This window comes from Actinokineospora spheciospongiae, from assembly GCF_003182415.1.
Taxonomy (GTDB): Bacteria; Actinomycetota; Actinomycetes; order Mycobacteriales; family Pseudonocardiaceae; genus Actinokineospora; species Actinokineospora spheciospongiae.
In genome coordinates, this window is sequence record NZ_QHCP01000007.1 from 229,985 (window position 1) to 245,885 (window position 15,901).

At 77.2% G+C, this 15,901-nt stretch carries 2 protein-coding genes (1 of these 2 only partly in view); both read left to right on the forward strand.

All coding sequences use genetic code 11. From position 1 onward, the window contains the following. Positions 1 to 9,612, forward strand: a complete 9,612-nt coding sequence (locus DFQ13_RS20520; RefSeq protein ID WP_110080966.1) for a non-ribosomal peptide synthetase — start codon at positions 1 to 3, stop codon at positions 9,610 to 9,612. Beyond that, positions 9,612 to 15,901 carry the 5' portion of a non-ribosomal peptide synthetase gene (locus DFQ13_RS20525; protein ID WP_181400077.1) on the forward strand. It continues 3,280 nt past the right edge of the window, so 6,290 of the gene's 9,570 nt are visible here — the first part of the coding sequence; its start codon is at positions 9,612 to 9,614; the stop codon falls past the right edge of the window. Before DFQ13_RS20520 ends, DFQ13_RS20525 begins: the two co-directional genes overlap by 1 nt.

Below are 15,901 nucleotides of genomic sequence, written 5' to 3' on the forward strand. Positions count from 1 at the left end.
GTGCAGAGGACTTCCGACGAGCAGGACCGACCACACGAGCGGGAACCGCGGGAAGGGGGCGGTCCGGCCGGGGAGATCCCGTTGCTGGCCGCGCAGAACAGCCTGTGGTACGCCCAGCAGCTCGACCCGGCCGCCACGACCCACAACGCGGGCGACTTCGTCGAGCTCGTGGGGCCGCTGCGCCGGGAACTGCTGGTGGCGGCGGTGCGCCGGGTGGTCGACGAGGCCGAGTCCGTGCGCGCGGTGTTCCGCCAGGACGAGGAGGGGCGCACCTGGCAGCGGTTCACCGCGGGCTCGGGGACACCGGTCCCCGAGTTCGACCTCAGCGGTGCGGCCGACCCGCGCGGCGCGGCCGAGCAGCACCTGCGCGACCTGCTCGCGCAGCCGTTCGACCTCGCCGCGGGCCCGGTCATGCGCTTCCCGGTGTACCGGTTGGCCGACGACCACCACCTCTGGGGCGTGCTCGCCCACCACATCGCGATGGACGGGTACGGCGCACTGCAGCTCATGCGCCGGGTGGCGCGGGTGTACACCGCGCTGGTCCGCCGCGAGCCGTGCCCGCCCCCGGAGTTCGGGTCGATGCGGGAGCTGGTGGAGCAGGAGCGGGAGTACCGGGGGTCGCCGCGGTTCGCGGCGGACCGGGCGCACTGGCTCGCCCAGCTCGCCGACGCCCCCGCCCCGGTCAGCCTCGCGGGCAGGCAGCCGCGCACCACCACCGGGTTCCTGCGCCACGCCGCGTCGGTCCCCGCCGCCACCGCCGACCGGCTGCGGGAGACCGCCCGCGCGGCCGGGGTGGCCTGGCCGGTGCTGGTCATGGCCACGACCGCGCTGTACGCCCACCGGGTCAGCGGGGTGCGCGAGGTGGTGCTGGGCATGCCCGTCGCCGCCCGCACCACGCCGGGGGCCAGGGCGATGCCGACCACGCTGGCCAACGAGCTGCCGCTGCGGCTGGTCGTCGACCCGGCGACGAGCCTGGGCGCGCTCGCCAAGCAGGTCTCCGCGGTGGCCAGGGAGGCGCTGCGCCACCAGCGCTACCGGGGCGAGGAGCTGCGGCGGGACCTGAACCTGGTGGGCGGCAGCCGCGCCTGGTTCGGCACGACGGTCAACGTGATGCCCTTCGACTACGAGCTGGAGTTCGACGGGGTCGACGCCCAGGTGCACAACCTGTCGAACGGGCCGGTCGACGACGTGGCGATCGTGGTCTACAGCCGGGCGGACGGGCGGCTGCGGATCAACGTGAACGGCAACCCCGAGCTGTACCGGGACAGCGACCTCGGTGACCACCACCGGCGGTTCACCGCGCTGCTGACCGCCGTCGCCGCCGCCGACCCCGACCGGCCGGTGGGCAGTATCGAGGTGGCGGACCGGGATGAGCGCGACCGGGTCCCCGCGGCGTGGAACGACACCGCCGCCGCCGTCCCGCAGACCTCCGTGGCCGGGCTGTTCGAGGCGCAGCGGCGCAGGACCCCGCACGCCCCGGCGGTGGAGCACGCGGGCGCCACCTGGTCCTACCTCGCGCTCGACGAGCGGGCCAACCGCCTGGCCAACCTGCTGGTGGAGCACGGAGCCGGGCCGGAGCGGACCGTCGCGGTGGCGCTGCCCGCCTGCGCCGACCGGGTGGCGGCACTGCTGGCGGTGCTCAAGTGCGGTGCCGCCCACGTGCCGGTCGACCTCGACCTGCCCGCCCGGCGGATCGGCTTCCTGCTGGCGGATTCCGCACCCGTCGCGGTCATCACCACCGGCTCGGCCGCGGCCGACCTGCCCGCCGGGACCGCCGCGGTGATCGCCATCGACGCCCCCGGGGTGCGCGACGCACTCGCCGGGCGACCCGCGGTCCCGCCGTTGGAAGCGGGCCGGGTCCCGCCCCCGCACCCGGCGAACGCCTGCTACGTCATCTACACCTCGGGTTCCACCGGCACCCCGAAGGGGGTCGTCATGCCCGGCGGCGCCCTGGTCAACCTCCTGCACTGGCACGCCACCGCGCGACCGGCGGGTGGCAGCGGCGGGCGCACCGCGCAGTTCACCGCCCCCGGGTTCGACGTGTCCGTCCAGGAGGTCCTCGCCACGCTGTGCGCGGGGCGGTGCCTGGTGGTGCCGGAGGACGGGGTGCGGCGCGACCCGGCCGCGTTCGCCGCGTGGCTCGACGAGCGCGGGGTGGACGAGCTGTTCGCACCGACCGCTGTCCTCGACGCCGTCGCCGAGGCCGCGGCGGAGCGCGGGATCGCCCTCGCCCGGTTGGCCGACATCGCCCAGGCGGGTGAGGAGCTGACCCTCGGCGACCCGTTGCGCGGGTTGCTGGCGCGCAGGCCGGGCCTGCGGCTGCACAACCACTACGGGCCCAGCGAGACCCACGTGGTGACCGCGACGACGCTCGCGGGGGACGCCGCCGGGTGGCCGGACCGGGTGCCGATCGGGCGGCCGGTGCACAACGCGCGGGCGCACGTGCTCGACCCCTGGCTGCGGCCGGTGCCGCCGGGCGCGGTCGGCGAGCTGTTCCTGGCGGGCGCGCAGCTCGCCCGCGGGTACCTCGGGGCGCCGGGCCGCACCGCCGAGCGGTTCGTCGCGGACCCGTTCGGGCCGCCCGGGTCGCGGCTGTACCGCACCGGCGACCTGGTGCGCTGGAACACCACCGGCGACCTGGAGTTCGTCGGGCGGACCGACGACCAGGTGAAGCTGCGCGGGTACCGGGTCGAGCCGGGGGAGGTCGAGGCCACCCTGGTCGGTCTGCCCGAGGTGAGCAGGGCCGCGGTCGTGGTGCGCGACGGGCCCGGTGGCGACCGGCGGCTGGTGGCGTACGCGGTCCCGGCCGCCCGCCGGACCGCGGACCCGGTGCGGCTGCGGCGCGACCTGGCCCGGTCGCTGCCCGAGCACCTGGTCCCGGCAGCGGTGGTGGTGCTCGACGCCCTGCCGCTGACGGCCAACGGCAAGGTGGACCGGCGGGCGCTGCCCGCTCCCCCGGGCACGGGCGCCGGGGCGGGTCGCGCGCACGCCGACCCGCGCGAGGAAGTCCTGTGTGGACTGATGGCGCGGGTGCTCGGCGTGCCCGCGGTGCACCCGCTGGACGACTTCTTCGCCCTGGGCGGGCACTCCCTGCTGGCGTTCCGGTTGGCGAGCCGGGTCCGCGCGGTCTTCGGGGTCGACCTGGCCATCGCCGACGTGTTCGCGTCCCCGACGGCCGCGGCGCTGACCGAGCTGCTCGACGGCGCGCGGGGTGGCGCGGACCGCCCGGCGCCGGGGCCGCGCCGCAGGCCCGACCGGGTCCCGCTGTCGCCCGCCCAACGGCGCCTGTGGTTCCTCAGCAGGCTGACCGGGTGGGCGGCCACCTACAACATGCCCCTGGCCCTGCGGCTGACCGGCCCGCTGGACCGCAGTGCGCTGTCCGCCGCCGTCCGCGACGTGGTGGCCAGGCACGAGGTCCTGCGCACCGCCCACCCCGAGCACGAGGGCGAACCGCACCAGGTGGTGCACCCACCCGAAGCGGTGCCCGTCACCACCTCCACCCCGGACGACCCCGAGGTGGCGCTGCGCGCGGCGGCGGCGCACGGCTTCGACCTGACCGCCGGGCCGCCGATGCGGGTGCACCTGCTGGTGCTGGGGCAGCGCGAGCACGTCTTGCTGCTGGTGGTGCACCACATCGCCTGCGACGGCTGGTCCCTCGAACCGCTCGCCCGCGACCTCTCGACGGCCTACACCGCCAGGTGCTCGGGCGCGGCACCGGGGTGGGACCCGCTGCCGTTGCAGTACGCCGACTTCGCCCTGTGGCAGGGGGAATCGGTCGGCACCACGCGCGGAGAACACCTGGAGCACTGGCGCGCGACCCTGGACGGCCTGCGGCAGCCGCTGCCGCTGCCGACCGACCGGCCGCGCCCCCCGGTGGCCGCTCACGCGGGCGACCTCGTGCGGTTCGCCGTGGACCGGCGGTTGCACGCCGCGGTGGTGGAGCTGGCCCGGGCGAGCGGCGCGACGGTGTTCATGGTCGTGCACGCGGCGCTGGCCGCGCTGCTGACCCGGCTCGGCTCGGGCACCGACGTGGTGCTGGGCAGCCCGGTCGCCGACCGGCCGGACCCAGTGCTCGACGGCCTGGTCGGCCCGTTCCTCAACACCGTGGTGCTGCGGACCGACACCTCGGGCGACCCGTCGTTCCGGGAGCTGCTCGAGCGCGTGCGGACGGCCGACCTGGCCGCCTACGCCCACCGGGAGCTGCCCTTCGACGTGCTCGTCGAGGCGGTGAACCCGGCCCGCAGCCCCGCCCACCACCCGCTGTTCCAGGTGATCCTGGCGCTGCGCAGCACCCCGGGCGGCCGGTTCGACCTGCCCGGCCTGCTGGTGCGGGCCGAGGAGGTGGGCACCGGCACGGCCAGGGCCGACCTGTCGGTGGAGCTGGCGACCCGGCTCGACCGGTCGGGCGCGCCGGACGGGCTCGCGGGCACCGTGGAGTTCCGCACCGACCTGTTCGACCGCGGCACCGCGGCCGCCTTCGCCGAGCGCCTGGTGCAGGTGCTGGACACCTGCACGGCCGCACCCGACCGGCGGATCGGGCAGGTGCGGGTGTGCACCCCGGCCGAGCGGCGGGCGCTGCGGTCGCGGTGGCAGCGCGCGGAGGCCGCGACGACCCCGGACCCCTCCACCCTGCCCGACCTGTTCGCCGCCCAGGTCGCGCGGCGGCCGACGGCCACCGCCGTGGTCCACGGCGCGGCGGTGGTGACCTACGGGGAGCTGGACGCCCGCGCGAACCGGTTGGCGCACCTGCTCATCGGCCGGGGCTGCGGCCCCGAGACCGTGGTGGCGCTGGTGCTGCCCCGGTCGGTCGACCTGGTGGTCGGGGTCCTGGCCGTGCTCAAGGCCGGGGCGGCCTACCTGCCGATCGACCCGGACTACCCGGCCGACCGCGTGGCGCTGCTGTTGGGTGAGGCGCGGCCCGTGGCCGTGGTCGCGACCGGGGCCGCCCTGGACCGGGTGCCCGCGGCGGTGCCGGTTCTGGTCCTCGACTCCGCGGCTGCCGCAGCCCGGCTCGCGGCACTGCCCGACACCGCCCCGACCGACCGGGACCGCGCGGTGCCGCTGTCCCCGGCGAACGCCGCCTACGCGATCTTCACCTCCGGGTCCACCGGGGTGCCGAAGGGCGCGCTGGTGACGCACCGCAACGTCGTCCGGCTGCTCACCACCACCCGGGACCTGTTCGGGTTCGGCCAGGACGAGGTGTGGGCGCTGTTCCACTCGTACGCGTTCGACTTCTCCGTCTGGGAGCTGTGGGGCTGCCTGCTGCACGGCGGGACGCTGGTGGTGGTCCCCCGGGAGGTCACCCGATCGCCGGAGGACCTGCTGGACCTGCTCGACGAGCAGCGGGTGACGGTGCTCAACCAGACGCCGTCGGCGTTCTACGCCCTCGACCACGCCGACCGGCGGCGGGGCACCCCGTCCGGCCTCCGGTGGGTGATCTTCGGGGGCGAGGCGCTCGACCCCGCGCGGTTGGCGGACTGGGCGCGGCGGCACCCGGGCGCCCGGCTGGTCAACATGTACGGGATCACCGAGACCACCGTGCACGCCACGCACGCGCCGCTGGACGGCCGGACCGGCGGCGCGGTGGCCGGGGTGATCGGCGACAGCCTCCCCGACCTGCGGGTGCACGTCCTCGACGAGCGGCTGCGCCCGGTGCCGACCGGCGTCACCGGCGAGCTGTACGTGGCCGGACCGGGGGTGGCGCGCGGGTACCTGCACCGCCCCGGGCTCACCGCCCAGCGCTTCGTCGCCGACCCCTCCGGCACCGGCGCGGTGATGTTCCGCAGCGGCGACCTCGCCCGGCGCACCGCCGAGGGCGAGCTGGTCCACCTCGGCCGGGCCGACGACCAGGTGAAGGTGCGCGGGTTCCGCGTCGAACTCGGCGAGGTGGAGGCCGCGCTGGCGACGCACCCGGCCGTCGCGCACAGCGCCGCCGCCGTGCGCGAGCACCACACCGGGGACCGCAGGCTGGTGGGGTACGCGGTGGCGCACCCGGGGCGGCGGCCGGACCCGGCCGAGCTGCGCGCGCACCTGGCCGCGACGCTGCCCGCGCACCTGGTGCCCTCGGTCGTGGCGCTGCTCGACGAGCTGCCCGTCACCGCCAACGGCAAGCTCGACCGCCGGGCGCTGCCCGACCCCGTCCCCGGGCGGGTGGCGCCGGGCGGGCACCGCGCCCCGCTCGACGAGCGCGTGGACCTGATCGGCGGGCTGTTCGCCGACGTGCTCGGGGTGGCGCGGGTCGGACCGGACGGCGACTTCTTCGCCCTGGGCGGGCACTCGCTGCTGGTCACCAGGCTGGCGGGCCTGGTCCGCGCCGCGCTCGGCGTCGAGCTGCCGGTGCGCGCGCTGTTCGAGGCCCCCACCCCGGCCGGGGTGGCGCGGTGGCTCGACGCCAGGGCCACGGCGGCGCGGCCCCCGCTGGTGGCGGTACCGCGCCCGGAGCGGGTGCCGCTGTCGTTCGCCCAGCGCAGGCTGTGGTTCCTCGACCGGCTGGGCGGTGCGGACGACGCCTACCTGGTGCCGCTGGCCACCCGGCTGTCCGGCCCGCTGGACGTCGCGGCGCTCACCGCCGCCCTGCGGGACCTGGTGGGCAGGCACGAGATCCTGCGCACCACCTTCCCCGACACCGACGGCGTACCGCGCCAGCACGTGCTGGACCCGGCCGAGGTGCCCGACCTGGTCGTGCTGGACAGCACCGCGCCGGACAGCGCCGCGTCGGGTGCGGGCGGGGCGGGCCTGCCCGCGCTGGTGGCCCGGGAGCTGGGGCGCGGGTTCGACCTCGCCGCCGAGCCGCCGCTGCGCCCGGTGCTGTTCGCGCTGGGCGACCGGGAGCACCTGCTGCTGCTGGTGCTGCACCACATCGCCTGCGACGGGCACTCCGTGCGCCCGCTGCTCGACGAACTGGCCGAGGCCTACACCGCCCGGCTCGCCGGGCGCGCCCCGGGCTGGCCCGCGCTCGCGGCGCAGTACGCCGACCACACGCTGTGGCAACGGGAACTGCTGGGTTCCGCCGACGACGGGCACAGCCGGATCTCGGCGCAACTGCGGTACTGGTCGGCGGCGCTGGCCGGGCTGCCCGACGAGCTGGCCCTGCCCCGCGACCGGCCGCGGCCCGCGGTGGCCACCGGTCGGGCGGGCCGGGTGGCGTTCACGGTCCCCGCCGCGGCGCACCACCGCCTCGACGACCTCGCCAGGGACACCAGGACGACGCTGTTCATGGTGCTGCGGGCCGCGCTCGCGGTCCTGCTGACCCGGGTGGGCGCCGGTGTGGACATCCCCGTCGGGACGCCGGTCGCCGGGCGCACCGACGCGGCGGCGCACCGGCTGGTCGGGTTGTTCGTCAACACCCTCGTGCTGCGCACCGACACCTCCGGCGACCCGGCGCTGCGGGAACTGCTGGGGCGCGTGCGGGAGGTGGACCTGGCCGCGCACGCCCACCAGGACCTGCCGTTCGAGCGGCTGGTGGACGAGTTGCGGCCCGCCCGGGTGCTGGGCAGGCACCCGCTGTTCCAGGTGGCGCTCGTCCGGCAGGACTCCGCCGACCCGCCGGTGCTCGACCTGCCCGGCCTGCGCGCCACCGCGCACCCCACGCCGCTGGCGGCGGCCAAGTTCGACCTGTCGCTCGCGTTCGCCGAGCGGCGCGGTCCGGGGGCGGCGCCCGCGGGCATCGTCGCCGAGCTGGAGTACAACGCCGACCTGTTCGACCGCACCACCGCGCGGCGGCTCACCGGGTGGCTGGAACGGGTCGTCACCGCCATGGCGGAAGACCCCGGTCTACGCGTGTCCCAGGTGGACCTCCCGGGTATCGGGGCACACCGGTCACCCGTGGTCGTGGCGGAGCAGGTCCGGCACGCGCCGGAGGCCGCCCGCCTGCCGCGCGGCCCGCGCGAGCGGGTGCTGGCCGGGCTGTTCGCCGAGGTGCTGGGCCTGGACTCGGTCGACCCGCACGACGGGTTCTTCGAGCTGGGCGGCGACAGCATCGCCTCGATCCAGCTCACCGCCAGGGCGCGCGCGGCCGGGCTGCTGATCACCCCGGCGGACGTGTTCCGGGACCAGACGGTGGCGGCGCTGGCCGCCGTCGCGGTGCCGGTGGCGGACGCGCCGGTCGAGGCGGACGGCGCGGCCACCGGCGAGGTGCCGCTCACCCCCATCGGGCACTGGCTGCGCGAGCGCGGCGGCCCGGTCACCGGGTTCAACCAGAGCATGGTGGCCTGGGCGCCCGCCGGACTGACCGAGGCCGCGCTCACCGCCACCGTGCAGGCCGTGATCGACCGGCACGACGCGCTGCGGGCGCGGTTGGTCGAGGCGGACGGCACCTGGCACCTGGTCGTCGACCGGCCGGGCGGTGCCCGCGCGGCGGACTGCGTCGAGCGGGTGGACACGTCGGGCCTCGACGCCGACCAGGTGCGGGCGGTGATCGCGGCGCGCGGTGAACAGGCCCGCGCGGAGCTGGAACCCGGGTCGGGGCGGGTGGTCCGGGTCCGGTGGTTCGACGCGGGACCCGAGCGACCGGGGCAGGTCCTGCTGGTGCTGCACCACCTCGTCGTCGACGGGGTGTCCTGGCGGATCGTCCTGGGCGACCTGGCCGCGGCGTGGGCGTCGATCGCGGCGGGACAGCGCGCCCGGCTGGCGCCGGTGGGCACCTCCCTGCGCGGCTGGGCGCGCGTCCTGCTCGCCGAAGCGGCGCACGAGCGCCGAGCGGCGGAACTGCCGACGTGGGTGCGCCTGCTCTCCGGGCACGACCCGCTCCTCGGCGACCGGGCACTGGACCCGGCGCGGGACACGGCGGGCAGCAGCCGGGAGGTGACCGTCTCGCTGTCCGGTGCGGACACCCGGGACCTGCTCACCCGCGTCACCGCGTCGGTGGACGGCGAGGTGAACGACGTGCTGCTGACCGCGCTGGCCCTGGCGGTGCGGCACCGGCGCGACCGGCGCGGGCAGGCGGGCGAGGGCGTGCTGGTCGACCTGGAGGGCCACGGCAGGCACGACGGCCTCGCGCCCGTCGACCTCAGCCGCACCGTGGGCTGGTTCACCACCGTCCACCCGGTCCGCCTCGACCCGGGGACGGTGACCCGGTCCGAGACCGGCGCCGGTTCGGCCGCGCTGGGCGCGGCGCTGCGCCGGGTCAAGGAGCAACTGCGGGCGGTGCCGGACAAGGGGATCGGCTTCGGCCTGCTGCGCCACCTGCGCCAGGACACCCGCGCGACCCTCGCGGCGCTGCCCGCCCCGCAGATCGCCTTCAACTACCTCGGCCGGTTCCGGGCGGGCGCCCCGGGCACGCCCTGGGAGCTGGTGGCGTCCGACCCCGGGGTGGCGGGCAGCGACCCCGGGCTGCCGGTGGCGCACGCGCTGGAGGTCACCGCGGTCACCGTCGACCACCCCGGCGGGCCGGTGCTCACCGCCACCTGGTCGTGGCCGGGGGACCTGCTCGGCGAGGCGGACGTGCGGGAGCTGGCCGAGGCGTGGTCCACCGCCCTGCGCGGCCTGGTCCGGTTCGCCGCGGGCACCGGCACAGCGGGCCGCACCCCGTCCGACTTCCCGCTGGTCGCGCTGAGCCAGCACCAGATCCAGCAGTTCGAGAGCACCTTCGACACGGGGCCAAAGGGGTCGTAGTGCACCGCTCACCCATCGAGGACGTCCTGCCGCTGGCCCCGCTCCAGGAGGGTCTGCTCTTCCACGCCCGCTACGACGAGCGGGCCGCCGACGTCTACACCGTCCAGTTCTCCTTCGACCTGACCGGGCCGTGGGACGCCGCGCTGCTGCGCACCGCCGCGCGGGCGCTGGTCGCGCGGCACGCGGCGCTGCGGGCCTGCTTCCAGCACGCCGGGCTCGACACCCCCGTGCAGTTGGTCCTGCGCGAGGTCGAGGTGCCGTGGGCCGAGGTCGACCTCGGCGGTCTGCCCGAGGACGAGCAGCGGTCCGAACTCGACCGCGTGCTGCTCGGCGAGCGCGAGCGCCGGTTCGACGTGGCGCGACCGCCGTTGCTGCGCTGGACGCTGGTGCGGCTGGGGGCGCGGCGCTCAAGGCTGGTGCTGACCCACCACCACCTCATCCTGGACGGCTGGTCGATCCCGGTGCTGGTCCGCGAGCTGTTCGCCCTCTACGCCGACGGCGGCCACGCCGGGGGGCTGCCCGACGCGCAGCCGCTGCGGAACTACTTCGCGTGGCTCACGGCGCAGGACCGCGACGCCGCCGCGACCGCCTGGCGGCACGAGTTGTCCGGAGTGGACAGCCCGACGCTCGTGGCGCCGGACGCGGGATCGCGGACACCGGTGCCGCCGGGCCTGCTCACGGCGGAGCTGCCCGAGGGCACGACGTCCGGGCTCGCCGCCGCGGCCCGCGGCTGGGGGCTGACGCTGAACACGGTCGTGCAGGGCGCGTGGGCGGTGGTGCTGGGCGCGATCACCGGGCGCGACGAGGTGGTGTTCGGTGCCACCGTCTCCGGTCGCCCCGCCGAGGTGCCGGGCATCGAGACCACGACCGGGCTGTTCATCAACACCGTGCCGGTCCGGGTGCCCCTGCCACCCGCGGCCCGGCTGACCGGGGTGCTGCGCGGTGTGCAGGAGCGGCAGGCCGGACTCGTGGCGCACCAGCACCTCGCGCTCGCCGAGATCCAGCGCGGCACCGGAACGCTGTTCGACACGGTCGTGGTGTTCGAGAACTACCCGGTGGGCGCCGACCCCTTCGCCGCCCCCGACGGCCTGCGCGTCGCCGGGGTCGAGGGGCGCGACGCCGTGCACTACCCGCTCGCGCTGACCGCGGCACCCGGGTCGCGGCTGCTGCTGCGCCTGCACCACCAGCCCGACCTGGTCGACGACGCCGCCGCCCGGCGTGTGCTGGCTCGGCTCGAGCACGTGCTGGGCACCTTCGCCGCGGGCGAGGACCTGCCCCTCGGACGGGTCCACGCGCTGCCGCCCGCCGAGCGCGAGCACGTGCTGGCGCACTGGAACGACACCGCCGCACCGGTGCCCGCGGTCTCCGCGGCCGAGCTGGTCGCGGCGCGGGCCGCCGCCACCCCGGGGTCGACAGCGGTGGTGTCCGGCGGCGACCGGCTGACCCACGCCGAACTCGACGAGCGGGCGGGCAGGCTCGCGCGGCTGCTGGTCGAGCACGGCGCCGCCCCCGAGCGACCGGTCGCCGTGGTGCTGCCCCGGTCGGCGGACCTGGTGGTCGCGCTGCTCGCCGTGCTGCGGGCGGGCGCGACCTGGCTGCCGATCGACCCCGACCACCCGGCCGAGCGGGTGCGGTTCGTGCTCGCCGACGCACGGCCCGCGGTGGTGCTGACCACCTCCGACTCGGCGGCCGCGAACCACCCGCCCGCGATCCTGCTCGACGACCCGGCGACGCGACGCGCCCTCGGCGAAGGCACCGCTTTGCCCGCGCGGGCGGTGGAAGCGGACCAGGCGGCCTACGTCCTGCACACCTCGGGCTCGACCGGCACCCCCAAGGGCGTGGTGGTGTCCCAGGCCAACCTGGTGAACCTCCTGCTGGGCATGGCGCGGCGGTGGGGGCTCGGCCCCGACGACCGGTTCCTCGCGGTGACCACCACCGGCTTCGACATCTCGCTGCTGGAGCTGCTGCTGCCGCTGGTGGTCGGCGCACGCGTGGTCGTCTGCCCCGGGGCGGCACTGCTCACCCCCGCGCTGCTGGCCGAGCAGCTCGACAGCGGGGGCATCACCGCCGTGCAGGCCACGCCCACCCTGCTGGGCCCACTGGTCGCCGCGCACCCGGGGAGCCTGGCGGGCGTGCGGGTCCTCGTCGGCGGTGAGGCGCTGCCCGCCGCGCTCGCCGACCGGCTGGCCGCGTGCGCGGCGGGCGTCACCAACGTCTACGGCCCCACCGAGACCACCATCTGGTCCACCTGCGCCGAGGTGGTCCCCGGCCGGTCCGCGCCGCCGATCGGCCTGCCGCTGCCCAACACCCGCGCGCACGTCCTCGACGCGGCGCTGCGGCCGTGCCCGCCGGGAGCGGTGGGCGAACTGCACCTCGGCGGCGCGGGTGTGGCGCGCGGCTACCTGGGCAGGCCCGCGCTGACCGCCGAGCGGTTCGTGGCCGACCCGTTCGGCCCGCCGGGGTCCCGCCTGTACCGCACCGGCGACCTGGTGCGGCGGCGGCCCGACGGCGAGCTGGAGTTCCTGGGCCGGTCCGACGACCAGCTCAAGGTGCGCGGGTTCCGGGTGGAGCCCGGCGAGGTGGAGGCCGCGCTGGCCGGGCACCCCGACGTCGCCCGGGTCGTGGTTGGCGCGGCCCCGGACCGCTACGGCGACCCGCGCCTGGTGGCCCACCTGGTGCCCGCGCCGGGCCGGGTGCCGGACCCGTCCGCGCTGCGCGCGCACGCCCGGACCCTGCTGCCCGACCACCTCGTGCCCGCCGCGTTCGTGGTGCTCGACGCCCTGCCCACGACGCCGAACGGCAAGCTCGACCGCGCGGCGCTGCCCGCCGCCCGGCCGGTGGCCGCCGCTGGCCCGTCGCGCGGCCCGCGCGAACCGCGCGAGGAACTGCTGTGCGCGCTGTTCGCCGAGGTGCTGGGCGTGGCGCGGGTCGGCATCGACGACGACTTCTTCGCCCTGGGCGGGCACTCGCTGCTCGCCACCCGGCTCGTCGGCCGAATCCGCGGCGCGTTCGACGCCGACCTCGACGTGCGCGCGCTGTTCGAGGCCCCCACGGTGGCCCGGTTGGCCCCGGCCGTCGGCGCGGCGGGCGCGGGCCCGGCGCGCACCGGGCCCCGGCGGGCACCCCGTCCGGAACGGGTCCCGCTGTCGTTCGCGCAGCGCAGGTTGTGGTTCCTCGACCAGTACGAGGGAGCGGGCTCGGAGTACCACGTCCACGGGGTGCTGCGGCTGTCCGGGCCGCTGGACCGGGAGGCGCTGCGCGCGGCGCTGACCGACGTGGTGCAGCGGCACGAGAGCCTGCGCACGGTGTTCCCCGTCGAGGACGGGGAACCGCACCAGCACGTGCTGCCCACGGCGGTCGGCTGTCCTGATCTGTCCATCGTGGACACCGAGGCGGCGGCGCTGCCCGCGGCGCTGGCCGAACACCTCGCCGCGCCGTTCGACCTGGCCTCGGGCCCGGTGCTGCGGACGACGCTGTTCGCGCTGGGGCCGCGGGAGCACGTGCTGCTGCTCGTCGTGCACCACATCGCGGCCGACGGCTGGTCCATGACGCCGCTCGGCAACGACCTGTCGCGGGCCTACGGGGCGCGCTGCGCCGGTGCACCGCCGCAGTGGGCTCCCCTGCCGGTGCAGTACGCGGATCACGCGCTGTGGCAGCGCGCGGAGCTGTCCTCAGAGGACGGACGGGCGGGTGCGGCGCTGGAGTTCTGGACGGGCAGGCTGTCCGGGCTCCCCGACGAGCTGGCCCTGCCCCGCGACCACCCGCGGCCCGCGCGGCCCGGCCGCGGCGGCGCCCGCACGCCGCTGTGGCTCGACGAGCGGCTGCACCGGCTGCTGGCCGGGTTGGCCAGGGAGAACCGGGCCAGCCTGTTCATGGTCCTGCACGCCGCGCTGGCCGCCCTGCTCACCCGGCTGGGGGCGGGCACCGACATCCCAGTCGGGACCCCGGTCGCGGGCCGGGCCGACGACGCGCTCGACGACCTGGTCGGCCTGTTCGTCAACACCCTGGTACTGCGGGTGGACACCGGCGGCGACCCCACCTTCCGCGAACTGCTCGCCAGGGCCCGCGCGGCCGACCTCGACGCCTACGCCCACCAGGACGTGCCGTTCGAGCGGCTGGTCGAGGCGCTGAACCCGGCCCGGTCGACGGCGCGGCACCCGCTGTTCCAGGTGATGCTGGCGCTGCAACCCGCCGCACCGCCCGCGCCGAGGCTGACCGGGCTGCGGGTGGTCGTGGACGACGTCGACAGCGCCACGGCGAAGTTCGACCTGCTGGTCACCCTCACCGAGCGGCACGCGCCCGACGGCACCCCCGCCGGGGTGGCGGGCTTCCTGGAGCACAGCACCGACCTGTTCGACCCCGACACCGCGCACCGGCTGGCCGATCGGCTGGTGCGGGTGCTGCGCGCCGTCGCCGCCGAGCCCGACCTGCCGATCAGCCGGGTCGACGTGCTCGGGCGGGCCGAGCGGCGGCAGGTGCTGCTGGAGTGGAACGACACCGGGCGGGCGACGGGGGCGGCGACGCTGCCGGAGCTGTTCGACGCGGCGGTCGCGCGCCACCCCGACGTGCCCGCCGTCGTCGCGGGCGGCGCGGGCGAGGTGGTGCTGACCCACGCCGAGCTGCACGCGCGGGCCAACCGGCTCGCCCACCTGCTGCTGGCGCGCGGCGCGGGCCCCGAGCGGCTGGTCGGCCTCGCGCTGCCCCGCTCCCCCGACCTGGTGGTGGCGCTGCTCGCGGTGCTCAAGGCGGGCGCCGCCTACCTGCCGCTGGACCCCGAGTACCCGGTCGAGCGGACCGCGTCCACGCTGGCCGACGCCGCGCCGCTGGTCGTGCTCGCCACCCGGGGAACCGCGGACCGGCTGCCCGCCACCGCGGGCGTGCCCGTGCTGGTGCTCGACGCCGAGGACGTGGTCGACGACCTCGCGCGGCAGCGGGCCGACGCCCCCGGGACCGCGGACCTGCCCGCCCCGCTGTCGCCCGCCAACCCCGCGTACGTGATCTACACGTCCGGTTCCACCGGCAGGCCCAAGGGCGTGGTGTTCCCGGCGGGCGCGCTGGTCAACCTGATCACCTGGCAGCTCGCGGCGGTGCCGGTGTGGCCGGGCAAGCGGACCGCCCTGTTCGCCGCGACCGGTTTCGACGCCTCCGCCCAGGAGGTCGCCTCCGCCCTGGCGGGCGCCAAGACGCTGGTGGTGCCGGACACCGAGACCCGGCGCAACGCGGTGGAACTGGTGCGCTGGCTCGACCGCCACCGCGTCAACGAGCTGTTCGCCCCCGCCGTCGTGCTGGAGGCGCTGTGCGACGCGGCGGCGGAGCTGGGGCGCGACCCCGGCGCCCTCACCGACGTGATGCAGGCGGGCGAGGCGCTGTCGGTGCGCGGGGAGGTGCGCGAGTTCTACCGCAGGCATCCCGAGTGGACGCTGCGCAACTGGTACGGCCCCACCGAGACCCACGTGGTCACCGCGCACGCGCTCACCGGCGGGGCGGCGGACTGGCCGGTCCGGGTGGGCATCGGCGGCCCGATCGACAACACCGGCTGCCACGTGCTCGACGACCGGCTGCGACCGGTCCCGGTCGGCGTCCCCGGCGAGCTGTACCTGGGCGGCGCGCAGGTGGCCCGCGGCTACCTCGGCCGCCCCGGCCTGACCGCGCAGCGGTTCGTCGCCGCGCCGTTCGGCCCGCCGGGGGAGCGCGTCTACCGCACCGGCGACCTGGTGCGGTGGCGGGCGGACGGGACGCTGGACTTCCTCGGCCGGGTCGACCACCAGGTGAAGATCCGCGGGTTCCGGGTGGAGCCCGGCGAGGTGGAGGCCGCGCTCGCGGGCCACCCCGACGTGGCGCAGGCCGCGGTGCTGGCGGTGCCGGTGACCCGCGGTGGCGCGGTGGAGCAGCGGCTCGTCGGCTACGTCGTCCCCCGGGCGGGCACGACCCCCACCGCGGCGGCGCTGCGCGGCCACCTCGCCGACCGGTTGCCGGACTACCTGGTGCCCGCCGCGTTCGTGCGCCTGGCGGCGCTGCCGACCACCCCGAGCGGGAAGGTGGACCGCACCGCCCTGCCCGCCCCCGACCTCACCCCGGACGGGTCCGGCCGCGGCCCGCGCACCCCGCGCGAGGCCGTGCTGTGCGAGCTGTTCGCCGAGGTGCTGGGGGTGGCGCGGGTCGGGGTGGACGACGGGTTCTTCGACCTGGGCGGCCACTCGCTGCTGGCCACCCGGCTGGTCAGCCGGGTGCGGGCGGTCCTGGGGGTGGAACTGGCGGTGCGGGCGGTCTTCGAGGCCCCGACCGCCGC